The sequence below is a fragment of the Streptomyces lunalinharesii genome (genome assembly GCF_039532155.1).
GTDB lineage: Bacteria > Actinomycetota > Actinomycetes > Streptomycetales > Streptomycetaceae > Streptomyces > Streptomyces lunalinharesii.
The window spans coordinates 156,293-179,442 of the sequence record NZ_BAAARK010000009.1; the positions used below are offsets into that span (position 1 = coordinate 156,293).

At 73.5% G+C, this 23,150-nt stretch carries 18 protein-coding genes; 1 reads left to right on the forward strand and 17 read right to left on the reverse strand.

Translation table 11 applies throughout. The features are described from left to right. Positions 1-396 precede the first annotated feature (396 nt). Complete coding sequence (locus tag ABD385_RS16740) at positions 397-1,212, reverse strand: helix-turn-helix transcriptional regulator (protein WP_344576450.1); 816 nt, start codon at positions 1,210-1,212, stop codon at positions 397-399. Between the two features lie 612 nt (positions 1,213-1,824). Here ABD385_RS16740 and ABD385_RS16745 point away from each other — a divergent pair. Continuing rightward, positions 1,825-2,481: a phosphatase PAP2 family protein gene (locus ABD385_RS16745; protein ID WP_344576453.1), complete on the forward strand. Its 657-nt coding sequence runs from the start codon at positions 1,825-1,827 to the stop codon at positions 2,479-2,481. Between the two features lie 22 nt (positions 2,482-2,503). Here the strand turns inward: ABD385_RS16745 and ABD385_RS16750 are convergent, their stop codons facing one another. From ABD385_RS16750 to asnB, 16 genes are read right to left on the reverse strand one after another with little or no spacing between them, the layout of a single operon-like run. Further along, entirely contained in the window at positions 2,504-3,877 is a 1,374-nt protein-coding gene (locus ABD385_RS16750; RefSeq protein ID WP_344576455.1) for a glutamate-1-semialdehyde 2,1-aminomutase, read from the reverse strand. A gap of 7 nt (positions 3,878-3,884) precedes the next feature. After that, positions 3,885-4,436, reverse strand: a complete 552-nt coding sequence (locus tag ABD385_RS16755) for a dTDP-4-dehydrorhamnose 3,5-epimerase family protein (RefSeq protein ID WP_344576457.1) — start codon at positions 4,434-4,436, stop codon at positions 3,885-3,887. Further along, positions 4,433-5,671, reverse strand: a complete 1,239-nt coding sequence (locus tag ABD385_RS16760) for a polysaccharide pyruvyl transferase family protein (RefSeq protein WP_344576460.1) — start codon at positions 5,669-5,671, stop codon at positions 4,433-4,435. The genes ABD385_RS16755 and ABD385_RS16760 overlap by 4 nt, the downstream gene beginning before the upstream one ends. Beyond that, positions 5,668-6,615, reverse strand: a complete 948-nt coding sequence (locus tag ABD385_RS16765; protein ID WP_344576463.1) for a glycosyltransferase family 2 protein — start codon at positions 6,613-6,615, stop codon at positions 5,668-5,670. The genes ABD385_RS16760 and ABD385_RS16765 overlap by 4 nt, the downstream gene beginning before the upstream one ends. Next, entirely contained in the window at positions 6,612-7,922 is a 1,311-nt protein-coding gene (locus ABD385_RS16770) for an MATE family efflux transporter (protein WP_344576637.1), read from the reverse strand. Before ABD385_RS16770 ends, ABD385_RS16765 begins: the two co-directional genes overlap by 4 nt. Before the next feature lie 5 nt (positions 7,923-7,927). Continuing rightward, positions 7,928-9,202 carry a DUF4910 domain-containing protein gene (locus ABD385_RS16775; protein WP_344576465.1) on the reverse strand — a complete coding sequence of 425 codons (1,275 nt, stop codon included), beginning with the start codon at positions 9,200-9,202 and terminating at the stop codon, positions 7,928-7,930. Next, positions 9,199-10,224, reverse strand: a complete 1,026-nt coding sequence (locus ABD385_RS16780) for an NAD-dependent epimerase/dehydratase family protein (RefSeq protein WP_344576467.1) — start codon at positions 10,222-10,224, stop codon at positions 9,199-9,201. Before ABD385_RS16780 ends, ABD385_RS16775 begins: the two co-directional genes overlap by 4 nt. A gap of 3 nt (positions 10,225-10,227) precedes the next feature. After that, positions 10,228-10,875, reverse strand: a complete 648-nt coding sequence (locus tag ABD385_RS16785) for a PIG-L deacetylase family protein (protein WP_344576469.1) — start codon at positions 10,873-10,875, stop codon at positions 10,228-10,230. Then, entirely contained in the window at positions 10,872-11,699 is an 828-nt protein-coding gene (locus ABD385_RS16790; protein WP_344576471.1) for a glycosyltransferase family protein, read from the reverse strand. Before ABD385_RS16790 ends, ABD385_RS16785 begins: the two co-directional genes overlap by 4 nt. Then, a complete protein-coding gene (locus tag ABD385_RS16795; RefSeq protein ID WP_344576473.1) occupies positions 11,696-12,949 on the reverse strand; it encodes a class I SAM-dependent methyltransferase in 1,254 nt (417 codons plus the stop codon). Before ABD385_RS16795 ends, ABD385_RS16790 begins: the two co-directional genes overlap by 4 nt. After that, on the reverse strand, positions 12,946-14,187 hold the full coding sequence (locus ABD385_RS16800; protein ID WP_344576475.1) for a glycosyltransferase: 1,242 nt from the start codon (positions 14,185-14,187) through the stop codon (positions 12,946-12,948). The genes ABD385_RS16795 and ABD385_RS16800 overlap by 4 nt, the downstream gene beginning before the upstream one ends. Before the next feature lie 2 nt (positions 14,188-14,189). Further along, entirely contained in the window at positions 14,190-15,494 is a 1,305-nt protein-coding gene (locus ABD385_RS16805) for an O-antigen ligase domain-containing protein (RefSeq protein WP_344576476.1), read from the reverse strand. 1 nt (position 15,495) lies between these two features. After that, positions 15,496-17,034, reverse strand: a complete 1,539-nt coding sequence (locus ABD385_RS16810) for a right-handed parallel beta-helix repeat-containing protein (RefSeq protein WP_344576478.1) — start codon at positions 17,032-17,034, stop codon at positions 15,496-15,498. An 8-nt stretch (positions 17,035-17,042) separates the two neighbouring features. Next, on the reverse strand, positions 17,043-19,007 hold the full coding sequence (locus tag ABD385_RS16815) for an alginate lyase family protein (RefSeq protein WP_344576480.1): 1,965 nt from the start codon (positions 19,005-19,007) through the stop codon (positions 17,043-17,045). Next, positions 19,004-21,184, reverse strand: coding sequence for a bi-domain-containing oxidoreductase (locus ABD385_RS16820; protein WP_344576481.1), 2,181 nt, complete (start codon positions 21,182-21,184; stop codon positions 19,004-19,006). Before ABD385_RS16820 ends, ABD385_RS16815 begins: the two co-directional genes overlap by 4 nt. Positions 21,185-21,213: 29 nt before the next feature. Further along, positions 21,214-23,148 carry an asparagine synthase (glutamine-hydrolyzing) gene (asnB, locus tag ABD385_RS16825; RefSeq protein WP_344576484.1) on the reverse strand — a complete coding sequence of 645 codons (1,935 nt, stop codon included), beginning with the start codon at positions 23,146-23,148 and terminating at the stop codon, positions 21,214-21,216. Between the last annotated feature and the right edge of the window lie 2 nt (positions 23,149-23,150).

The window sequence follows — 23,150 nt, forward strand, 5'->3', positions numbered from 1 at the left end:
CCCGTCACGGCTTCGGGCGGCCGGGACGGGGGCGGCGTCACGGGATCGGCCGGAGCCCGTTCCGGGACGGACTCCGCAAGCGGTCCCGCGCCCGCCTCGGTGCCCCGGAGCCCTGTGCGGAAGGCGCTGCGGTGCTCTCCGTCGCCCACCTGACCGCCTCCTTTGCAGCGTGACACGATCCATCCTGCATATGCGGCTAGGATTCGACAATCCCCTGGCAATTGCTTGGGCGTTTCCCCAAAATGCCCTGCATTTGTGATGCGGATGTTGGAGGTAGCGACAAGGCTCCCGACGGGGCGGTGCGCCGGACCGGACCGTGCGCTCGCCGGCCTGCCCGCCGCCGTACCCCAAGCGTCCCGGAGCGGGCCGAGCGCCTTTCGGGCATCGGAGGCGACGTCATGCCCGCGGGTGGGGGGAGTGGGGGAGGAGGTGGCTCGCCCTGGCGCGGAGGACGGTGGCCACGCGGTCGGTGGTGCCCATCTTGCGGTACAGGTTTTCGAGGTGTTTGTGGACCGTGCGCGGCGAGATGCCCAGGCGCCTTCCGATGGTGGCGGCGGTCAGGCACTGGGCGAGCAGTGACAGGACGCTGATCTCCCGCGGGGTCAGTCCGTAGTCGGTCGCCCGTTCATCGGGGTCGGTGTGCGGGTGGGACGCCTGGGTGGCGTGTCGCCATCGGACGAGGAGTTCGTGTTGCCGCTCGATGCCGTCGAGTACGGGCTGCAGTCGCTTGGCGCGGGCCAAGTGGGCGGCCGTGAAAGGGCTTCCCGTGCGGTAGAGCAGGTAGCCGTTGAAGGGGCCGGACGCGCGGGGCAGGGGGAGGCCCAGGACGTGGTCCGTGCCGAAGGCCGTGCGCATCGTGTCGGCGGTCCGGCTCGTGTGCCACGCCTTCTCGCCCGCTGCCTGGGACGCGGTCACCGGGGCGCGGTCCGTGGTGGAGCGTGCGTAGGCGGCCCAGGGATAGCCGTGCCGGAGGGCCCGGCCCGCCTCGTCGGCCACGCCGCCTGCTCCCGAACTGCCCGGTGTCCACAGGCGGACCGTGCCCGCCCTCGCGCTCCACTCCTCCGACTTGCGGAGGAAGAAGTCGTCGCCACCGCAGGCCCGTGGCACCTCCGCGGCCAGCAGTGGCCACAGCCGGTCCGGGCAGCGCTCGTGCAGTGCGGCCGTGGCCAGGTCCAGGATCCGTGCGTACTCGCGCGCGGACAGCTCCGACATGGCGATCCCCCGTAGTCGATACGTACTTCTGCTTATACCCGCTCCCGGGAGGCATGGGTGAGGCTGGTGGGTGACAGAAGATCATCCGTTGCTGGTCGGCGCACTTTTCAGCCGTTGCGCGACGTCGTCGAACGTCACGTCGGTGAGGTGCCCGCCCTCCACGGAGCGGTCGCACGCAAGCAGCCAACCTGGCCACGGGGGAGGTCGAGGTGGGCGGAAGGCTTGGGTGCGTCCGTCAACGCTCTGTTCCCGCGCCGTTGAGACCGCCCCGACGGTCTCAGCGGCGCGCAAAGCGATGGCCCCGGCGCGCCGCGGCGCCTTGGTTGGCTAGGGTGACAACTGGCGGCCGTTCCCGCTGAATTGGCCCGGAATGATGGCCAGGCGGGAGCGTTCGGCACCGCACCGCACCGCACCGCACCGCAACCGCACCGGACGTCGGCTCCTGCGGCGGCGTACCGGCCGGGAGCGGGTGTCCGCGGGGCGCTCATGGTCGCTTGAGGGTGGGCCGGAAACGATGGGGGGCTCGCGGTGGATCGCCATCCCGAAACGTCCGACGCTGCGCACGGCAGGCCGCGAGGTCCCCGCCGCAGGTCGACCGGAAACGGTGGGCCGGTGAGCGGCCGCCCGCCCGCCGCGGTGCTGCCGGCACTGCTGCGGCGATGGCTCGGGCCGCTTGCGGCCCTCGCCGCGCTGGTGGTCGCCGTGCTCGGGGTCCTCCATGCCGGCGACGGCAGGCCCGACGCCGTGGACGCGTGGATCTCGGCGGCCGTGGACGGTGCGGGGCCGTCGTGGCGGTACGTCGCTCTGGCCATGGACTTCTTGGGGGAGCCCGCCGGATCGACGACGCTGGTCGTGGCCACCGTGACGGGCTGCCTGCTGCTCAGGCGCCCCCGCGCAGCGGTGTTCGTGGTGGCCGCGACCGGCCTGACCGTGGGAACGGCGACGCTGCTCAAGTCCCTGGTGGGACGCACCATCCACGGCGACAACCTGTCCTACCCGAGCGGGCACACCGCCTTCTTCACCGCGCTCTGCCTCGTCGTGACGCTGCTCGTGACCGGCCGGCGCGGCCTCGGCGGGGCGGCCGGCACGCTGCTGGTGTGCGCCGCGGCGCTGGTGGCCGGCGGCGCGATGGGGTGGGCACAGGTCACCCTGGGCGCGCACTACCCGACCGACGTCCTCGGCGGCTGGTGCACCGCGCTGGCGGTGACGTCAGCGACCGCGTGGCTGGTCGACCGGACGGCCGACGCCGACCGGCAGGCGCTTCGCTGACGTCGCGTCATGTCACCCCGCGTCACGCCAGGCGACGGAACACGGGCTTCACGGGTCGCCCGGCCAGCCAGGGGGTCGGATCGGCGGCCTCCAGCGCCTTCCGGTACACCGCACATGCCTGGGCCACCACGTCGACGGTGCGGTCGATGTCGGCGTCGTCGAGCGCGCTGCTCACCACGAACGACGGGGCCAGCACCCCGCCCGCGAGGAGCTGGCGCAGGAACAGGGTGCGGTACTGCTGCGACGGCTGCCGGTTCTCGTCGAGGGTGGCGAAGACCAGGTTGCTGGCCCGGCCCCGGACGACGACGTGGTCGCCGACGCCCGCGCTCGCCGCGGCGTCGCGGACCCCGGCGGCCAACCGCTCGCCGAGGGCGTGCAGCCGCGCGGTGATCCCCTCCTCGGTGTAGGTGCGCTGCACGGCCATCGCGGCGGCGAGGGAGTGCGTTTCCGCGCCGTGCGTGGTGGACAGCAGGAACACCCGGTCGCGGGAGTGCCGCAGCCCGCCCCGTTCCATCAGCTCGCGGCGGCCGGCGAGCGCGGAGACGGCGAAGCCGTTCCCCAGTGCCTTGCCGAACGTGGAGAGGTCGGGGACGACGTCATACAGGCCCTGGGCGCCCGCCTCGGACCAGCGGAAGCCGGTGATCATCTCGTCGAAGACCAGGACGCAGCCGTGCCGGTCGGCCAGTTGGCGCAGCCCGGCGAGGTAGGCCGGAGTGGGCTCCGCCCCGCTCGAACGCAGCGCAGGGCCCGGGGACGGCTCGGTCCGGCCTGTGGGTTCGAGGACCAGGCAGGCGATCTCGCCCTGATGGCGGGTCAGCAACTCCTCCGTGGCGGCCAGGTCCCCGTACGGGAACGTCACGGTGAGCTCGGTGGTCGCCGCCGGAATGCCGGCGGACATCGGCGTGGTGCCGATGAACCAGTCGTCGACGGAGAAGAACGGCTGGTCGCCGCAGACCGCCACCCGCGGGCGCCCGGTGACGGCGCGGGCCAGGCGCACCGCGGCGGTGGTGGCGTCGGAGCCGTTCTTCGTGAACTTCACCATCTCGGCGGTGGGCACCGTGGCCAGGAAGCGTTCCGCAGCCTCGACCTCCACGATGGACGGCCGGACGAAGTTGGCGCCGCGGTCGAGTTGCCGCCGCACCGCCTCGACCACGCGGGGGTGGGCGTGCCCGAGGCTGACCGACCGCAGGCCGGAGCCGTACTCGACGTACCGGTTGCCGTCGACGTCCCACACGTGCGCACCGCGGCCGTGGCTGATGACGGGGGCGAGGTTCTCGGGGTACTGGTCGTCGCCCTTGGCGTAGGTGTGCGCGCCCCCGGGGACCAGGGCGTGCAGTCGCTCGTTCGCCTGCCGCGACCGGGGCAGGCGGAGCCGTTCGCTGTCTTCGGTGCGCACGTCTGCCTCAACTCTCTTTCTTTGCAAGGGCGTTGGCGAGGCTCGGCGCCTCCCGGTCCCGCCGGGACATCGAGGTGGCCGGCAGCGGCCACGGAATGGCGAGTTCCGGGTCGTCGAAGGCGATCGTCACGTCCTCGGCCGGATCGTGCGGACGGTCGATCCGGTACGAGGTGTCGGCGGTCCCGGTCAGCGCCTGGAAACCGTGCGCGCACCCCGCCGGGACGTACAGGGTCGGCTGCGTCTCGCCGGACAGCTCGAAGGTGGCCACGTTGCGGTACGTCGGCGAGTCCGTCCGCAGGTCCACGACGACGTCGAAGATCCGCCCGTAGGAGCAGCGCACCAGTTTGGCCTCGCCGGCGCCGGAGCGCAGGTGCAGGCCGCGCAGCACGCCCCGGACCGAGCGGGACACGCTGTCCTGGACGAAGGCGCCCGGGTCGAGGCCCACCGAGCGGAGCACGTCGGCGTCGAAGGTGCGGCAGAAGAAGCCGCGCTCGTCCGCGTACGGCGTCGGCTCGAACAGGTACGCGCCGGCGATCTCGGGGACTCGGGTCACTTTCACGGGGCCTCCTGCGGGGCGCGGGCGCGGGCTTGGTCGGCCGCCGGGAACAGGGCCGTGGTCAAGGCGGCGAATTGGCGGTCGAGTTGCCGGGTGGCGGCCAGGTTCCGCTCGACGAGGATCCGCCGCAGCTGGGCCGCGTGCTTCTCCAGGGCCCGGAACTGCTCCAGCAGGCGGTCGGCGTCGACCTCGCGCGCCGGGTGGCGGTACGCGCCGAGGCCCATCCGGGCCATCAGCGCGTCGCTCTTCGCCGCATAGCTGAGGGCGAGCGTCGGCGTGCCGACCTTCAGCGCGCAGATCAGGTTGTGGTACCGGATCGCCACCACGGTGTCGGCGGCGGCCGTCTCCGCCATCAGGTCGGCGAGCGAGGCCGCCTCGGCGGCGGTGACCAGGGGAGAGTCCACCGCGTCGAGGATCGCGGCGACCACCGGCGCATCGCACGCGTCGCCGGTGAGCAGCCGGACCGGACGGCCGTCCTCGACCAGCGTGCGGACGAAGCGCGTCGTCCCGTCGAGGTAGCGGCGGTGGATCTCCGCGGCCCGGGCCCGGTCGTCGTCGCTGCCGTGGAAGGCCATGACGCCGACGCAGACCAGGCCGGGCGGGCCGGCGGGCCCGCCCGGCCGCGGCGTCGGCAGGGCGAACGCGAGGTCCGGGAAGACCGCGTCGTCCGCGGTGTCCACGCCCATCGCCCGCAGCGCGTCGCGGGACTGGGCGTCCCGGTACGAGCGGTACGCGGCCAGCCGGGCCGACCAGCGCACCAGGGCCCGGGTCGGCCGGCTGCCGATCGTGGCGGCGCCGACGCCGACCAGCGCCACCGGGGTGCGCAGCAGCCGGCCGGACGCGCAGAGCAGGAACAGCGCGTACGGGAAGCCCCACGGCCGAAGCGGCAGCGTCGCCTCCAGGACGCCCATGCCCGGCACGATCACCACGTCGTGCCGGCGCACCCACGCGGCGGTGCGGAACGCGTCGACGAGCTTGCCCAGACCCTTCGCCGCGATCGCGCCCGCACGCGACGCGGTCCGGTACTCCCCGCGGTACCAGTGCAGCCGCGTCGCGGGGATGCCGTACCGCGCCGTGACGACCTCGGGCCCGCCGCACAGCGCGTCCACGACCGCGTCCGGGTGCGCGGTGCGGAGGTAGCCGAGCACCGCCTCCAGCGACCCGTCGTTGCCGAGGTTGCCGGAGCCGAGCAGACCGAAGACCCCGACGCGCACCGGAGTTCCGTCCGGGGGCGTCATGCCCGCCTCCCCTCACGACCGGCGACGAGGGCGTCGACGGAGACGGTGAGCCGGGCCGGGTCGACCGGGGCGCGGTCCTCGACCCGCTCACCGGTGCCCGGTCGGACCCGGCTGGTCAGCCAGGCGGCCAGGTGGCGGCGGCACGCGCGGCGGTCGGCCGGGGACAGCGGCGCCCGCCGGATCGCCGAGGCGAAGCCCCAGACGTACTCGGCGAGGAGACGGGGCGTCGGGTGCAGCGGGCCCGCCCGGCGCGGGTCCAGGTTGACGCACCGGGCGCGCTTGGACGGGTTCGCCCGCTCGGCGCGGGTGGGGTGGTCGCGGCGGAAGTACAGCAGCTCCGGCACCTGGTGGAAGGGCCCGTGCAGGGTGATCTCGGCGACGAACGTGCGGTCCGCGTGATGGTAGCTGTCGAGCGGTTTCACCCGGCGCAGCACGTCGGCCCGCAGCACCCCGTAGAAGTCGTCGCCGCCCGGTTCGAACAGCAGGCTGCGGAAGCGCTCCGGCGCGTGCCGGGAGTCGGTGGCGAGCCCGTACTCGTACGGGACCTTCACCTGGCCGGTACCGTCGATGACCGCCTGGCCGGTGTGCGCGAGGATCACGTCCGGCCGCTCGTCCAGCGCCTCCACGCAGCGCCGCAGCAGGTCGCGGCCGTAGAGGTCGTCGTGCGAGGCCCACTTGAACAGCTCGCCGCGGCACTCGTCGAACACCCGGTTGTGGTTCGGCGTGGCACCGATGTTCCGGGGCAGCCGGAGGTACCGGATGCGCGCGTCCCGCGCCGCGTACGCGCGGCAGATGTCCTGGGTCGCGTCGGTCGAGGCGTTGTCGGAGACGACCAGCTCGAAGTCCTCGTAGGTCTGGCCGAGCAGGGCTTCGAACGACTCGGCCAGATACTCCTCGCCGTTGTACACGGGCAGGCCGATGCTCAGCCTCGGTGGGGCGGTCATGGGGTCCTCACTTCGGGGGAGGGGGAGGGGTGGCGCTCGCGCAGGGCGGACCGCAGTTGCAGCCACCACACGGCCGAGCCGCTGACGGTCGCGGCGGCGACGCCCCAGGCCGAGCCGACGGTGCCGGCGGCCACCGCGCCGCCGAGCCCGCCACCGACGTAACAGGCGGACGCGAAGAGTTGGCAGCGCAGGCTGCGCCGGGCCGCGGCGAGCGCGCGCAACCCGGCCGCCGCGCCGGTGCCGAGACCGGCGCCCGCGACACCGAGCGTGATCGGCACGATGAGCTGCGCGGCGGAGGGCCACACCCCGCCGAGCACCAGGGCGCCGAGCCGGTCCGGCACCAGCAGCAGCGCCCCGCCCCAGAGCAGCGCGCCCGCGGCCTGCCCGCCGCCCAACAGGAGGCAGAACGGGCCCAGTCGGTGCGGGGCCCGCCGCAGCACCCGAGCCGCCTCCGGGACGGTGACCAGCGACAGGCCCATCAGCACCGCGAGGAACGGGCCCATCAGCAGCTCGGCGCCCCGGACCGCACCCACCGCGCCGACCCCGACGATCGCGCCGAGCCCGTAGGCCCGGAGCTGGCTCGCGCCGCTGAGGGCGACGTTCTCGACCAGGTACCGGTAGCCGAGGTCGCGCTGCGCGCGCAGCCACCCGCGCGCCAGGGACGGACGGGGGCGGATGCCGGACTGCAGGCAGCCGTACGCCGCCGCCACCGCGGCGGACGCGCCCCAGGCGAGCACGAAGGCGGCGACGCTGCCCACGTGGGTCGCCACCACCATGGCCGGGACGAGCGCGACGCCGCACACGACGTCGTTGACGAACGCCTTGCGCCCGGTGCCGGCGGCGAAGAACGCGAACCGCCAGGCGTCCTGGAGCAGCAGTGCCGGCAGTACGACGCCGAGGCAGGCGAACGCGGTCCCCACACTGCCGCCGAGGGCCAGCCCGCCCACCAGGCACGTGGCGCCGAGGGCGGTGCCCAGGCCGAGCGCGGTACCCGAGGACCGGGCCACCGCCGCGCGCCACGACGCGCTCGGCACGCTGCTGAAACGCACCACGAGCGGGTCGGTGGCCAGCCCGCGGGAGACGTTGAGCACCACGCCGTAGGTCACCCAGGCCAGGCTGAACACGCCGAACGCGGCCACCCCCAGCGAGCGGGCCACGTAGATCCCCACCACGAAGTTGGAGATGCTGGAGGCCGCCTGGTCGGCCAGTCCCCAGGACAGCCGGCCGACCATGGCCCGCTGGGCGGTCCGCCGCCGCCCTCCGGCCGGGGCCGCCGATGCCGTCGTCTGCTGCTCCTCGGTGTTCATCGGCGTCATGCCTTGATCAGCCCGGCGCCGTGCAGGGCGTCGGCCGCGGCGGCGACGGCGTCGAAGGGCAGCCCGGACCGCTCGGCGACGTCCAACAGACTGTGCTCGCCGTCGGAGAGGTTGAGCACCCACAGCAGGGCCAGCTGGGCCTGTTTGGTGTCGCTGCGGCCGCCGAGCGCGTCGTACAACCCGCGTCGGCCCAGCTGCGGTTCGCCGTAGGGACTGAGGTTGAGGTACCGCCGGTTGCGGTCCAGCACGGCGCACGCCTCGCGGCAGACGGCGAGGGTGTCCGCCATCGCCTCCGGGGAGACGAAGTCCGGGTCGTCCGCCGAGGTGTGGTACTCGGGGTAGCCGGCGTACGGGGTCCGGGTGAGCGAGCCCACGCCGAGGTTGAACCCGGGGGAGCAGTACTGCCGCTCGTCGTAGCCGTACGGGCTGAACTCGACGACGCGGTGCGGGCGTTCGGACGCGGCCAGCACGTGCCGCAGCACCCGGTCGATCTCCGCGTCGCCGCGCCTGCTCTGCTTGTACGTCAGGTGGCCCGGGTCGCCGGCGCAGGCCAGCACCAGACCGTGCTTGACCCGGTCGATCCGCTGCGCGTTGCGGGCCAGCCAGGTGATCGCCCCGATGGTGCCGGGCGCGTAGACGAACCGGTAGGTGTAGTAGGGCTTCCGTTCGGCCAGCGCCCGGGCCAGGAACGTGGCCACCGCGATGCCGGCCAGGTTGTCGTTGGCCAGCGACGGGTGGCAGACGTGGCAGGAGACGATGACCTCGTCGGGGACCTGGCCGGGGACCACGTGCTCGGCGTAGGTGAGGTGGCCGTCGGCGAGGGTGGAGTCGATGTGCACCTCGTACGTGCCGTCCGGCAGCGCGTCCAGGGTCTCCTGGGCCAGGCAGAAACCCCAGTCCGGCGTGTAGTAGCTGGTGCGGTACGGCACCCAACTCGGGTGTTCCGGCAGGGTGTGCAGGTGTCCGCGCAGCTCGGACAGCGGCATGGTCGTCGACACCGGCACGCTGTAGCCGAGCACGTGCAGGCTGGACGCGGCGAAGTCGACGACCCGCTTGCCGGTGGCGTCGGCGACGTACGCGTCCCGGATGTTCCACTCCTGCGGCACCGTCCAGTCGAGCACCTGCGTCCCGGTCGGCACCTCGTGCACCGTGAGCGGGACGTACTCGCCGACGATGTCCAAGGTGGCGCGCACGCCGTCGCCGGTGATGCTCCGGCACAGCGGGTACAACCGCTCCACCAGTGCGTGCATCTGTGCGCCGGGCCCGGTCATCGGCGCCGCCGCAGGGTGTCGTCGACGGCGCCGGCGTCGGACGCCGCGCGCAGCACGGCGAGCCGGGTGAAGCGTCGCGTGAAGCCCTCCTCGGTGAGCCCGTGCTTCCGGTAGGCGTCGGCGAGTTCGAGGGCGCCCCGCTCGACCGTCCACGCGCAGTCGAAGCCGGGGATCGCGGTGCGGAAGGCGGCGAAGTCCACCCGGTACGAGCGCGGATCGGCGCCGTTCTCGCCGGTGATCCGCACCTTCGCGCCGGACACCGCCTCGGCGACCTGCTCGGCGATCTCGGCGACCGTGACGTTGTTGACCTCGCTGCCGATGTTGAACGCCCGGTCGTGCACCGTCTCCCGCGGTGCGGTCAGCGCGGCGGCGAAGGCCCGGGCGATGTCGGCGGCGTGCACCAGGGGCCGCCAGGGGGTGCCGTCGGAGAGCACAAGCACCTCGCCGGACAGCAGCGCGTGGCCCACCAGGTTGTTCAGCACGATGTCGGCGCGCAGCCGCGGCGAGAAACCGAAGGCGGTGGCGTTGCGCAGGTACACCGGGCTGAAGTCGCCGTCGGCCAGCGCGTGCAGGTCGTCCTCCACCCGCACCTTGGACTCCGCGTACGGCGTCACCGGGCGCAGCGGGGCGTCCTCGGTGACCAGTTCGCCACCGCCGGCGGCGCCGTAGACCGAACACGTCGACGCGTACAGGAAGCGCTGCACCCCGGCGTCGCGGGCCAGTCGGGCGAGCCGCACCGACGCGTGGTGGTTGATGTCGTAGGTGAGTTGCGGTGCGAGGGAGCCGAGCGGGTCGTTGGAGAGCGCGGCCAGGTGGATCACGGCGTCCACGCCGGCCACGTGGTCGGCCGTGACGTCGCGCAGGTCCACCCGGTGGCCCGGCGGGTCGGCGGGCGTCGGGCCCAGGACGCAGTCGGCGAACAGGCCGGCGTCCAGGCCGACGACCTCGTGTCCGGCGGCCGTCAGCACGGGCGCCATCACGGTGCCCAGGTAGCCCTGGTGTCCGGTGAGCAGTACGCGCAAGGTTCAATCCCCCAGGTCGAGAGTGCATTTGGTGACGGCGAACGCCTCGGCGTAGCGCGCGTGGCATTCGATGCCGCGGATCCGGGCGAGGCCGAGGAAGGCCTCCCGGTCGTACCAGGGCCGGTGCCGCTGCGAGGGGTAGTGCTCCTGTAGCAGCCGCACCTTGTCTTCGGCGATCTCCGGCGACAGCGGTTGGTACGCCGTCGGACGGCCCAGATCGCCGTCCCACTTGACGATCTCGTAGCCCAGTACGAGGTGGTCGCGGAACGCGGTGGGCACCAACTGCGCCAGGCCGCGGTGGTCCTGGTGCGCGTCGTCGGTGCGCGGGGCCAGCACGAGGTCAGGCTCGGTCCGCGCGCGCAGCTCCTCGACCGCGGCCTTGGCCTCGTCCCAGTGCACGGGCAGTCGGCCGTCCGGCAACTTGTCGACGGTCAGGTGCAGTTCGGCGCCCGGGCAGAACGCGGCGAGCGCGGCCTGCTCCTCCTGCTCCCGTTCGCTGCCGCCGCCGGAGAGCACCAGCGCGTCGACGCGCAGGCCCGGCCGCGCGCGGCACAGCGCGAGCAGCGTGCCGCCGGCGCCGATGGCGATGTCGTCGCAGTGCGCGCCCACCGCGACGATCCGGTCCAGGCGCTCGGCCCCGAGCCGGATCACGCCCGCGCTCCGGCGCAGTGCCGGCCGCCGGTCGCGCCGGCCCCCGCGTCGTCCCGTTCCCACACGGCCCACGGGCGGTCGCCCCGGGCGTGGGCGGCGTCCAGCGCGGCCCGCTCCTTCACGGTGTCGGTCGGCTTCCAGAAGCCGCGGTGCCGGTGCGCCACCAACCGTCCCCGCTTGGCGAGTTGGGCGCAGCCGTCGGCGACCAGGTCCCCGTTCTCGGGGATGTGGTCGAAGACCTCCTGGCGGAGCACGAAGTAGCCGCCGTTCTCCCACAGCGGCAGTTCGCTCACCGCGGTGATGCCCCCGACCAGGCCGTCCTCGCCCAGGTCGACGCAGTGGAACGAGGACTGCGGCGGCACGACCATCATCGACGCACCGGCGTCGCGCCGGGCGAAGTTGTCGATCATCTCCGGCAGCGGGGCGTCGGTGAGCACGTCGGCGTAGTTGGCGAGGAACATCTCGTCGCCGTCCAGGTGGTGCCGCACCCGGCGCAGCCGCTCCCCGATCGGCGACTCGACGCCGGTCTGCGCGAACGTGATCGTCCAGTCGGCGATGTCGGTGGACAGCAGCTCGGTCCGCCCGCCCCGCAGCACGAAGTCGTTGGACGTCGTCTCCTCGTAGTGGAGGAAGAAGTCCTTGATGTGGTGCGCCCCGTAGCCGAGGCACAGGATGAACTCCCGGTGCCCGAAGTGCGCGTAGTAACGCATGACGTGCCAGATCAGCGGCCTGGGGCCGACCATCGCCATCGGCTTGGGCACGTCGTCGGCGGCGCCGCTGCGCATCCGCATCCCGTAGCCGCCGCAGAACAGGACGACCTTCATGCTGCATCCTCTTTCAACGACGTGACCTCGACGATGCTCAGTTCCGGGATGGGGAAGACCAGCCGGCCGCCCCAGTCGTGCACGAAGGACAACTGCTCGACCAGTTCGTCCCGCAGGTTCCACGGGAGGACGAGGACGTAGTCCGGTCGGTCGGCGGCGATCCGCTCGGGCGGCAGGATCGGGACGCGGGTGCCCGGGGTGAACCTGCCGTGCTTGTACGGGTTCTTGTCGACGGTGTACGGGAGCAGGTCGGGCCGGATGCCGCAGTGGTTGAGCAGGGTGTTGCCCTTGCCCGGCGCGCCGTAGCCGACGACCGTCTCGCCGCGGTCGGCCGCCTCGATGAGGAACCGCAACAGGTCCCGGCGGACCTTGGCCACGCGGCCGGCGAACGCGGTGTAGCCGGACAGCTCCTGTAGCCCGGCGGCCTTCTCCCGGGCCAGCACCTCGGCCACGCGTCGCGTCGGCTCGCCGGCCGCCTCGGCGGGTCGGGCCCACAGCCGGACGGAGCCGCCGTGGGTGGGCAGCAACTCGACGTCCACGAGCGCGAGCCCGCCGCTCGCCAGCGCCCGGATCGCGGACGCGACCGTGTAGTACTGGAAGTGCTCGTGGTAGATCGTGTCGTACTGGTTCTCCTCGATCAGGGTCAGCAGGTGCTGCACCTCGACGGAGACCCAGCCGTCGTCGGCGACCAGGGCGCGCAGCCCCCGGGTGAACCCGACGACGTCGGGGATGTGCGCGTAGACGTTGTTGGCCACGACCAGGTCCGCCGGGCCGTGCTCGGCGCGGACCGCCGAGCCGCTGTCCGGCGTCAGGAACTCCGTGCGCGTGGGCACGCCCGCGTCCCGCGCGGCGGCGCCGACGTTCACCGACGGCTCGATGCCCAGGCAGCGGATGCCCCGGTCCACCACGTGCTTCAGCAGGTACCCGTCGTTGCTCGCGACCTCGACCACGAAGGCGTCGGGCCCGAGGGCGAGGCGCCGCACGGCGTCGGCGACGAACGTGCGCGCGTGCGCCACCCAGGAGGTCGAGAAGGAGGAGAAGTACGCGTACTCGCTGAACGTCTCCTCCGGCGTGATCAGCGGCGGGAGCTGCGCCAGCCAGCAGTCGGTGCAGACCCGCAGGTGCAGCGGGTACGCCGGCTCCGCCGTGTCCAGTTGGTCCGCGGCGAGGAAGCTCTCGCACGGTGGCGTCGCCCCAAGGTCGACGACGCTCGCCATCGCTTCCGAGCCGCAGAGTCGGCATCGTGTCATCTACTGTCCCCATCCCCGCTGCGCGCGCGGGTGTCCCCGCCGCGCGCCAGTGCCGACCGCTCCGCGATCGCGGTGCGGTACCCCTCCACCAGGCGCTCCAGGCCGACGGCCGGGCTGAAACCCTGCTCGTAACGGCGCCGGGCCGCCCGGCCCATCTCCCGGTTGCCGGCCGCGTCGGCCACGATCCGGCGCAGGCAGGACACCAGCGAGGCGGCCTCGCCCGGCCGGTGCAGCAGCCCGGTCACCCCGTCCTCGACGAGTTCGACGAAGGCGCCGTGACCGGCGGCGACGGCCGGCACCCCCGCCGCCATCGCCTCGACGACCACCAGGCCGAACGCCTCCAGCCACGTCGAGGGAGCCACCACGGCGACCGCCCGCGCGAGGGCCTGCTGGCACTCCGCCGTGTCGTACAGGCCGACATGGCGCACGTCGTCCCGGCCCGCCGCCCAGGCGCTGACCGCTGCCTCCAGCGGCCCCGTGCCGGCGATCACCAGCGGCACACCCACCCCGCCGTCCGCGGCCAACTCGTCCCACGCCGCCATCAGCAGCCGCACGCCCTTGGCCTCCGCGAGCCGACCGAGGTACAGCAGGTGCTCGCCGGCACCCACCCGGCGGACCTCCGGTTCGGGCACGAAGTTGTGCTTCACCGCCAGCCGTTCGGCCGGCATGCCGGCCCGCACCAGGACGTCGCGCTGCGCCGCGGAGATGCAGAAGAACCGCTCCACGCCGGACCACCACCGCCGCCGGTTGACCGCCAGGCTGACCGCGAGCGGCACCGTCGCGAGGCGGGAGCCCCGGTAGCAGCCGTGCCGGACGGCGGGCAGCGGTGCCGCCCCGACGCACTCGGTGCACGGCCGGCCGTCCCGCTGCAACGTGCCGGGCGGGCAGACCTGGGTGTAGTTGTGCAGCGTGGCGACGGCGGGCACGCCGGCGTCGGCGCAGGCGGCCAGCACCGCGGGCGACAGGAGCGGGAAGACGTTGTGGACGTGCACCACGTCCGGCCGTTCGGTGCGCAGTCGGGCGGCGAGTTCCGCGCGGACCGCCGGGTTCCACGGCACCAGCAGCGGCACCGCGGCCTTGCCCGGCAGGGACCGGGCGGCGATGTCGTCGCTGCGCCGCTCGAACACCTCGACCCGGTGGCCGGCCGCGCGCAGCAGCGCCGTCTCCTGGTCGACGACCTTGTTCTCCCCGCTGGGCCGCGCCGAGGCGTAGCGGTTGTGCACCACGAGGACGTGCATGGTCAGGTCACCTCCGATCTCTGGGTCCGTCGCGGGACGCGGCGGCGAGGAACTTCGGGCGTCGGGACGGGCGCGGCCGCGGCCGGCGCCGCCAGCAGCGCGGCGGCGACCGCCAGGTGCAGCAGGTACGGCGAGGCGTCGCCCAGTCCGGCCTCGGTGTACGACGCGATCGCGCAGTAGCTGATCAGGAAGATCGCGCAGGCCCTCGGCAGCGACGGCGGCCGCAGCAACGCGACGCCGCCCAGCACCAGGAGGAGCGCCGCCACGAGGGCGACGCCGATCAGACCCTGCTCGTTGTAGACGGCCAGCCAGCTGTTGTCGATCGGCAGCCCGCCGAACGACTTGTCGCCCAGCCCCACGCCGAACAGCTGCTCCGAGGTCGTCCGGGGCGCCGCCAGCAGCGCGTCCCAGACCTTGGCCCGTCCGGTGAGGCTGGAGAAGTTCTCCTGGCTCTGGCCGCGCAGGAACCACGACTCCAGTACGGAACCGAGCGCCACCGCGGCCACCGCGCCGCACACCACCGCCCAGGTGAAGAACCGGCGGGCGGCGGCGCTGGTCAGCAGGAGCGAGCCGATCGCCAACGCCAGCCCGATGAACAGGCCGAGCGTGGCCGTCCGGGTGTGGGTCAACGCGAGCAGGACCAGCGACGGCACGATGACGACCGTCGCGCCGGCCCGGTCGGTCCGGCGGCCCAGTACGAGCAGCACGGTGAGCCCGACGATCACCGCGGCGTACTGCCCGATCTGCGGCGGGGTGAGCGGCCACAGCGCGCCGACCAGACGCCCGCCGTAGAGGTCGGGCAGGGCCGCACCCGGTGAGACGACCAGGCCAGCGGCCACCGACCCGAGCACCGCGAAGTACGTCCGGACGTGGTGCCGGACGAACGTCGGGCCGCCGTCCCACCAGCGACTGAGCAGCCACAGCGTGCCGACGAAGAGGGCCAGCCGGCCACAGCGGAACAGCGCGCCGAACCCGGACTCCAGGCGGACGCTGGAGATCACGCCGGTCACCAGCAGCAGGGTGAGCAGGGACAGGAAGGCGCTGGGTCGGACGCGCAGCCGGCGATTGAGGACGAGGGCCAGCGCGAACGCGGCGACCAGCGCGCCCATGGTGACCACCTGGATGAGGGAGCGGGGCAGCGGAACGACCGTCTTCGCCCCGGCGGAGCCGAGCGTGTTGAGGACCAGCAACCCCCAGACGATCCCGACGGCCTTCGGCGTGCCGGCAGGGCCCGGTGCCGCACCGGGTCGCGGGCCCGCCGTGTCCGGTCCGCCCGGCAGCCCGTCGCGCGTCAGGTCCCCGCCCACCTCAACCACCGGCCTGCGGGCCGAAGGTGCTGTCCGCGTCCTGCTGGTACGGCGTGCCCTGCCACTGCCCGGGGTCGAGCACCCGGCTGGGGTCGTGGGCGACGAACGTCCACGGTCCGAGGTAGACGTTGTCGTGCCAGCGGTTGTGCTGCCGGCTGGTGACCGCCTCGGCCACCCGGTCGCCCTTGTACGGCGACCAGTCCGGATAGGTGCCGTAGTTGGCCAGCACCGCCATGCGGTCGCACTTCGCCGTGCACGGGACGACGGAGGGGTCCAGCACGAAGCGGTTGCCGTGGATGTCCACCCGCTGGGTCTTCCACCGGCAGTCGGCGTAGAGCGGTGCGCGGGCGATCGCCGGCTGCGCGCAGCGGTCGGTGTCCCGCACCAGCAGGGTGCAGGCACCGGACGAGGTGTTGGCCGGGCTGTTGCAGAACCGGTCGGCGTTCTCCCACAGGGTGATTCCGTTCCAGTTGTTCTCCAGCACGTTCCGGTAGACCTCGATCTCGTCGGTGCGCGCGCGGATCCGTGGTTCGCCACCGGACTCGGACAGGTAGACGGTCGCGAACGGGAAGTCGTCGCCGCGGTCGGCCGCCCGGCGGCCCTCGACCCAGTTGTTCCGCCGGATCGTGTTGTTCCGGATGACCGCGTTGTAGCTGGTCTCGTAGATCAGGGCGGCGCCGTCGTTGGCCTCGATCACGTTGTCCTCGATGCGGAAGTCGTTGTTGTTGGTGTCCGCCCACAACCCCGTCCCGCGGTTGTCGTGCACCCAGTTGCCGCGCACCTCGGCGCCGTCGACGGCCCAGAACTTCGCCCCTCCGGTACAGCCACAGCCCGGCCGGCGCCGCTCCCAGTCGCCGGTGTTGTTGCCGGTGATCTCGTTGCCCTCGACCACCAGGTCGGTGACCCGGCCGCCGGTCGTGTACGCGTTCAGGCCGTACTGCCCGTTGTCGCGCAGGCAGTTGGCGCGGACCCGCTGGTGGGCACCGGCCATCAGCCCGGCCCCGGAGTTGTTCCGGATCGTCGTGTGCTCGATCACCCACCCCTCGGCCGAGTCGTGGTTGACCACCCCCTCGTTCTGCGGCGCGACGAACCGCCGCACGGTCAGGTGGCGGAGGGTGACGTTGCGGGCGGTGCCGCCGAACGCGTACTGGTTCTCCTGCCGGCCGTCGAGCACCGCGCCCGGCGCACCCAGGTAGCGGTCCCCTTCCTTGGGGATGACCTGGGCGTAGCGATCCGGGGTGAGCCGGTGGATGCCGGCGCGGAGCCAGAACGTGGTGTTCGGTGGGTTGTCCTTAGTCTTCGTCGCCAGGTCGCCGACCACCGCGGGATCGACCGTCACCGCGCCCGCCGGCGCCTTCGTCGGTCCGGCAGCGGGTTCGGCGCACACCCGGGCCACGGACGTGGACGGTGCCCCGGACGGGACGGGCGCAGCGGTCGGCGTCGCCCGGGCCCCCGGCGTGCCCGTACAGCCGGTCGCCGTCAACAGGGCCAGCGCCAGCGGTGCCGCCGCCCACGCCCAGTGCCGCCTCTCGATCCCCACGCGCCCCCCTAGCCGCGGAACCTGAGCACGGTGGTGAACCCCTCCGACAGCGCAGTGCCGTCGGCGAAGCCGGTGCCGACCAGCGTGGTGGCGGGTTCCTTGCGGCCGAAACCGGCGGAGTACCAGCCCAGCGGCGGCTCGGTCTCGCCGCGGTGCGCCCGCCAGCGCAGCTGCCCGGGCAGGTCGAGCACCGCGGCGCGGTCCGCGCCGTCCCGGGTCCAGGTGAGCCGTGCCCGGTCGTCCACCAGGTCCACGGCGATCGCCGGACCGAGGTGGAACGCGAGGCGCACCGCGGCCCGGCGCCGGCCGCGCACCTCGTCCACGATCCTCAACTCCTGCTGCATGGAGGTCAGTTGCACGCTGCGGCGGTGCACCAGGCCCTGGTATCCGTCGTGCTCGGCACACCAGCGGCCCACGCCCCCGTCGGACGCGTCCGCGGCCAGGACGCGGCTGCGGGCATGCCGGGTCCACAGGAACGGGCCGCCGGAACCGGACTGGTCGGCGCCGTCCAGCTGGAGGGTGTTGTGGCCGAGGGTCGACCGGAAGTACCGCCGCCACTCGGGCTGCCCGTGGTAGCAGAACGTCCCCGGGTCGGCGAGCACGTCGACCCCGTCGTGCCGGACCTCCACGGACAGCGCGTCCGCGTGGGCGTGCGCGGCGATCGACAGGAAGCCGTGCGGACCGCCGTCGCAGCGGCACCAGATCCCTCCCTGGCCGCGCAGGACGGTCAGGCCGGCGTCGGCGAAGTGCGCCGGGCGGCTCGCCGGACGGGTCACCGCCCGCACGTCAGGCGCGATCAGCGCGGCCAGCAACGGGGTGCGCACATCGGTGCCGGTCACCGTCGGCCACCAGCCGAGCCGGCCGAACACGGCGTCGCCGGTGGCCAGCAGCGAGCCCCAGCGGTCGGTGCCCGCGCCGTCCACGACCAGACCGTGACCGTCGTCCGCGTCGCCCTGGCGCGGCGGCCGCAGCCGGTCGTCGACGACGGCCGCGAGCGCGTCGGTCATCCGCAACAGCACCCGCCGGACCGTCGCGGGGACCGGCACGCCGGCGGCGTCCGCCTCGGCGAGCGCGGCCAGGCCGAGTTCCAGCACCAGTCCGTGGTACTCGGTGGCCAGTTCGCGGTTGAGGCCGGAGCCGAAGGTGTTGCCGCGCAGGTGCCGCTCCAGCGACCGCAGCGCGTCCGCCCGCCAACGCGCCGAGGCGGGGAACCACCCGAACGCGCAGGCCGCGGCGAACTGCCCGGCGGCCTCGGCGACGACGTGGTTGTTCGCCGAGGACCCCCGGCTGGGGAAGGCGGCCAGCCAGCGCTGGTGGTGCCAGATCTGGTGCAGCGCCACCGGGTTGTCCTCGAACAGCCCGGCCGCGCCCGGCCAGCCGTCGAGCAGCCGGCGGATCCACACCCAGGACAGCAGCCGGATGCCCAGCTCGATGCCGCTGATCCAGTGCACGCCGCGCAACGGCGGGTTGGCCGCCCACCACGACCGCAGGTGCGCGGCCACGCGCTCGGCGTACCGCTCGTGCCCGGTGACGGCGTAGGCGGCGGCGAGCACGGTGAGGTACTGGTGCCGGGACGGCTCCCAGATCTGCTTGATGTCGCCGACCGCGTCCTCGTCCCGGTACGGCACGTCGAAGGCGTAGCCCGACGGGGCCCGCCGCCCGGTCTTCGGGTCGGTCCACCAGTCCGGGTCGGCCAGGTCGTCGCGGACCACCCCGAAGTACTCGACGTGCCCGTCCATCAGCCGGTCCGCCTCGGCGACGAGCCGTCTCGCGGCGTCCGGAGGTACCGCGGCGAGCGCCCCGGCGGGCAGCACCGCGGTGAACCGGGCGCCGGTCACGCGCGGGCAGTGCGGCGGCGCCGACCGCCACCGCCGCCTGCGCACCACGTCGCCCACCCGGCCGCCGACCTCCGCCGGCGCCATCCGGGACAGCCGCCGCAGGTACCAGCCCGGACTTCCCGAACGCACCGTCATCGCGCCCTCGCCAACGTCACCGGCGCGCCGCCCACCAGGCCGGACCGCACGGCGAGGGTGGCCGCCGTGGTGGCGACCAGCGACGCCAGTGGCACCGGCATCGGCCCGCCGGTGCGCACGGCCTTGACGAACGCGGCCAGTTCGGCGGACTGGCCCTTGTCCCGGGCCCTGGGCAGCCGCGAACTGACCCACTTCTCGGGGCCGTGCACCGAGGCGCGGACGAAGTCATCGAGCCGCAGCACCTTGCCGTCCGCGACCAGGTCCAGCGTCTCCTTGGGGAAGCCGGGCGCGCCGGTGGTGACGTAGCTGAGGGTGGCGGTGGAGCCGTCCGGATAGCCCAGTACGACCTGGAGGTCCTCGTTGTTGCCGGCCGGGGCGACCGCGTACACCGAGACCGGGTCGGCCCCGAGCAGCCAGCTCGCCGTGTCGATGAAGTGCCCGCCCTCGCCCTCGAACCGCGAGCCCTCGGTGCCCTGTTGGAGGTACCAACTGCCGTGCTGGAGGCGGCCCGCGTTGACCAGGTAGCGCAGGCTCGCCGGCCCGGTCCGGGGGCCGAACCGCTTCCTGGCCTCGGTCAGCAGCGGCGCGAAGCGGCGGTTGAAGCCCACCTGCAACCGGTCGTTGCCGGACTCCTCCACCGCCGCGAGCACGCCGGCCAGCTCGTCCTCGGTCAGGGCCAGCGGCTTCTCGACGAACACCGTCTTGCCGGCCAGCAGCGCCTGCCGGGTCAGTTCGGCGTGCGAGCTGTGCCGGGTGACCACGAACACCGCGTCGACGGCCGGGTCGCCGAGCACGGCGTCGAGGTCGGTGGTCGCCCCGGCGAACCCGAACTTCCGCTGCGCGTTGGCCGCGGAAAGCGCCGTCGTGGTGACGACGGTCGACAGCTCCACGCCGTCGCGCCCGGCCAGGTGCGGCAGCAGCATCGACGTCGCGTAGTTCCCGGCGCCGACGAACGCCAGGCGCACCGGTTTCGTGGCGGACCGGGCCGGACCGCGCCGCACGGGCACCGCGGGCACGGCCACCGCCGGGGCCTTCGCCGCCTGGGCCGTTGCGCCTTCGGGGTACCGGAACAGCACGGCCACGGCCTTCAGGTCGCCGTCCTCCAGGCGCCGGTACGTCTCGACGGCGTCGTCGAAGGCGGCGACGTGCGAGACCAGGGGCTCCACGTCGACCCGGCCGCGGGCGGCGAGGTCGAGGAAGCAGGCCAGGTTGCGGCGCTCGGTCCAGCGCACGTAGCCGATCGGGTAGTCCCGCCCCTGGAGCTCGTACTCCGGGTCGTAGCGCCCGGGGCCGTAACTGCGGGAGAACCGGACGTCGAGTTCCTTCTCGTAGTACGCGTTCCACGGCAGGTCCAGGCGGCACTTGCCGATGTCGACGACCCGGCCGCGGTCCCGGCAGAGCCGCGCGGCCAGCTCGACGGGCTGGTTGCTGCCGCCGCCGGCGGCCAAGTACACCTGATCCACGCCGTGGCCGTCGGTGAGTTCGGCGACGGCGGCCTCCACGGCGGCGGACGCAGGATCGCCGCAGGCCGCGGCGCCCACGCGCGCGGCGAGTTCGCAGCGCGCCGGGTCGGGGTCGACGCCGACGACGCGGACTCCCGAGGCGACCAGGAGCTGCACCACCAACTGGCCGATCAGGCCGAGGCCGATGACCAGTGCCACCTCGCCGAGCTGCGGCTCGCCGCGGCGCACGCCCTGCATCGCGATCGATCCGACGGTGCCGAAGGCGGCGTGCCGCGGCGCGAGGCCGTCCGGCACCGGGGCGTAGAGGTTCCTCGGCACCCAGTTCAGCTCGGCGTGCAACGCGTGCTCGTTGCCGGCGCAGGCCACGAAGTCGCCGACCTTCACGTCGTCGATCCCGGTGCCGACCTGCTCGACCACCCCGCACAGCGAATAGCCCAGCGGCGTGTAGGAGTCCAGCTTGCCCATCACCTTGCGGTAGGTGGCGGGCACCCCGTTGGTGGCCACGCTCTGCATGACCTTCGCCACCTGGTCCGGCCGGGAGCGGGCCTTGCCCAGCATCGACATGCCGGCCTCGGACACCTTCATGAGTTCGGTGCCGGTGGAGATCAGCGAGTAGGCGCTGCGGACCAGCACGCCGCCCGGCTTGCACCCCGGCACCGGCACGTCGAGCACCGCCAGCTCGCCGCTCTTGTAGTTCTGCACAACCTGTTTCACCCGAAGTCCCCTTGTTCCTCAGCCGTCTTCTACGCCGTCGAGCGAGCGCTCGGGCCGGACCCGGAGGTCGCGCCGCGATACCAGTACTCGAGGGTCAGCACGTGCCACAGATGCTTGGAGTAGTCCCGCTGCCCGGCGGCGTCCTCGGCGACCATGCGCGCCAGGGCGTCGCGGCGCAGCAACCCGGAGGTGACGAGCACGCCGTCGTGCACCACCTCGCGCACCAGCGGCGCCAGGTCCCGGCTCATCCAGGCGCGCAGCGGGGCGCTGAACAGGCCCTTGGGCCGGTAGACGATCTCCCGGGGCAGGATCGAGGTGGCCGCCTCCTTGAGGACGGCCTTGCCCTGCCGTCCGACGATCTTGCGGTCGCCGGGCACCGCGAACGCCGCCCGGACCACCTCGACGTCCACGTACGGCACCCGCACCTCCATCGACGCGGCCATGCTCGACCGGTCCGTGTACGCGAGGTTCAGCCCCGGCAGGAACATCCGGGCGTCGCCCAGGCACATGCGGTTGACGAAGTCGTCGAGGTCGTTGTCCTGATACACGTCCGCGTGCTCGGCGAGCACGTCCTCGACGGTCCCGGCCAGGTCCGGATCGAGCAGGGCGAGCAACTCGTCCCGGTCGTACATCGTGTAGCTGCGCCGGAACGCGGTCTCCTCGGGCAGCTCGGCGAAGGAGAGGAACCGCTTCGCGAAGCGCACCGACCGGTACCCGCGGCGGGCCGTGGCGACCGGCAGCCGGTCCACGGCCCGGGACAGGCCGCGCCGCAGGGGACGCGGGACGCGCTGGTAGCGCAGCGCGATCAGGTTGGCCAGGTGCTTGCGGTACCCGGCGAACAGCTCGTCGGCGCCCATCCCCGAGAGCATCACCTTGACCCCGGCCTCCCGGGCGGCCGAGCAGATCAGGAACGTGTTGATCGCGGCCGGGTCGCCGATCGGCTCGTCCAGGTGGTACGTCATCTGCGGCAGCAGGTCGAGCACGTTCGGCGCGATCTCGATCTCGTGCAGGTCGACGCCGAACCGCCCGGCCACCTGCCGGGCATGGCGCAGGTCGTCCGGCATCGCCTCGAACCGGGCGTCCTCGGCGCGGAACCCGATCGTGTAGGCGGAGATCCCGGGCCGCTCGCGCGCCGCCAGCGCCGTCAGGTAACTGGAGTCCAGACCGCCGGAGAGGAACGTCGCCACGGGCACGTCGGAGCGCAGGTGCCGCCGGGTCGACTCCTCGACGACCGCCCCGACGTCCGGCAGCTCGCCGGCCCGGGCCCGCTCCCGGCCCTCGGCGGCGACGTCCCGCAGGTGCCAGAACCGGCCGCGCTCCACCCGGCCGTCGGGCCGGCACCGCAGCCAACTCCCCGGCGGCAGCTTCTCCGCCTCGCGGAACGCGCACCGTGAGTCCGGCACCCAGTAGTACAACAGCGAGGCCACCAGCGCCGCATGGTCCACCTGCAGCGCACCGCCGGTCGCGGCGGCGAGCGCCTTGAGCTCGGAGGCGAACGCCAGGCCCGCACCGCGCCGGAGCAGGAACAGCGGCTTGATGCCCAACTGGTCGCGGGCGAGCACCAGTTCACCGGTGCGCTCGTCGAAGATCCCGAACGCGAACATGCCGCGCAGCCGGGGCAGGCAGTCCGTGCCCCAGCGCCGCCAGGCCTCCAGCAGCACCTCGGTGTCGGAGGTGCCGCGGAAGCGCACCCCGCCGGCCGCCAGCTCGGCACGGAGCTCGGGCGCGTTGTACAGCTCGCCGTTGTACGTCAGGGCGAGGCCGCCCGCGACCATCGGCTGGGCGCCGGTCCCGGACAGGTCGATGACGGCCAGCCGGCGGTGCCCGAGGTGCACTTCGCCGTCACCGACGGCGTGGCCGTACCGGCCCGCACCGTCCGGCCCGCGGTGGGCGAGGGTGTCGGTGAGCCGGTCGGTGACGACCTTCCCGTCCGGCCATCGGTAAGTCCCTGCGATGCCACACATGT

Bases quoted from the DNA above. Each gene is read 5' to 3' on its own strand.
- ABD385_RS16740 (WP_344576450.1), bottom strand. From the start codon at position 1,212: ATGTCGGAGCTGTCCGCGCGCGAGTACGCACGGATCCTGGACCTGGCC.
- ABD385_RS16760 (WP_344576460.1), bottom strand. From the start codon at position 5,671: ATGACGCCCCCGGACGGAACTCCGGTGCGCGTCGGGGTCTTCGGTCTG.
- ABD385_RS16765 (WP_344576463.1), bottom strand. From the start codon at position 6,615: ATGACCGCCCCACCGAGGCTGAGCATCGGCCTGCCCGTGTACAACGGC.
- ABD385_RS16770 (WP_344576637.1), bottom strand. From the start codon at position 7,922: ATGAACACCGAGGAGCAGCAGACGACGGCATCGGCGGCCCCGGCCGGA.
- ABD385_RS16775 (WP_344576465.1), bottom strand. From the start codon at position 9,202: ATGACCGGGCCCGGCGCACAGATGCACGCACTGGTGGAGCGGTTGTAC.
- ABD385_RS16790 (WP_344576471.1), bottom strand. From the start codon at position 11,699: ATGAAGGTCGTCCTGTTCTGCGGCGGCTACGGGATGCGGATGCGCAGC.
- ABD385_RS16795 (WP_344576473.1), bottom strand. From the start codon at position 12,949: ATGACACGATGCCGACTCTGCGGCTCGGAAGCGATGGCGAGCGTCGTC.
- ABD385_RS16800 (WP_344576475.1), bottom strand. From the start codon at position 14,187: ATGCACGTCCTCGTGGTGCACAACCGCTACGCCTCGGCGCGGCCCAGC.
- ABD385_RS16815 (WP_344576480.1), bottom strand. From the start codon at position 19,007: ATGACGGTGCGTTCGGGAAGTCCGGGCTGGTACCTGCGGCGGCTGTCC.
- asnB (WP_344576484.1), bottom strand. From the start codon at position 23,148: ATGTGTGGCATCGCAGGGACTTACCGATGGCCGGACGGGAAGGTCGTC.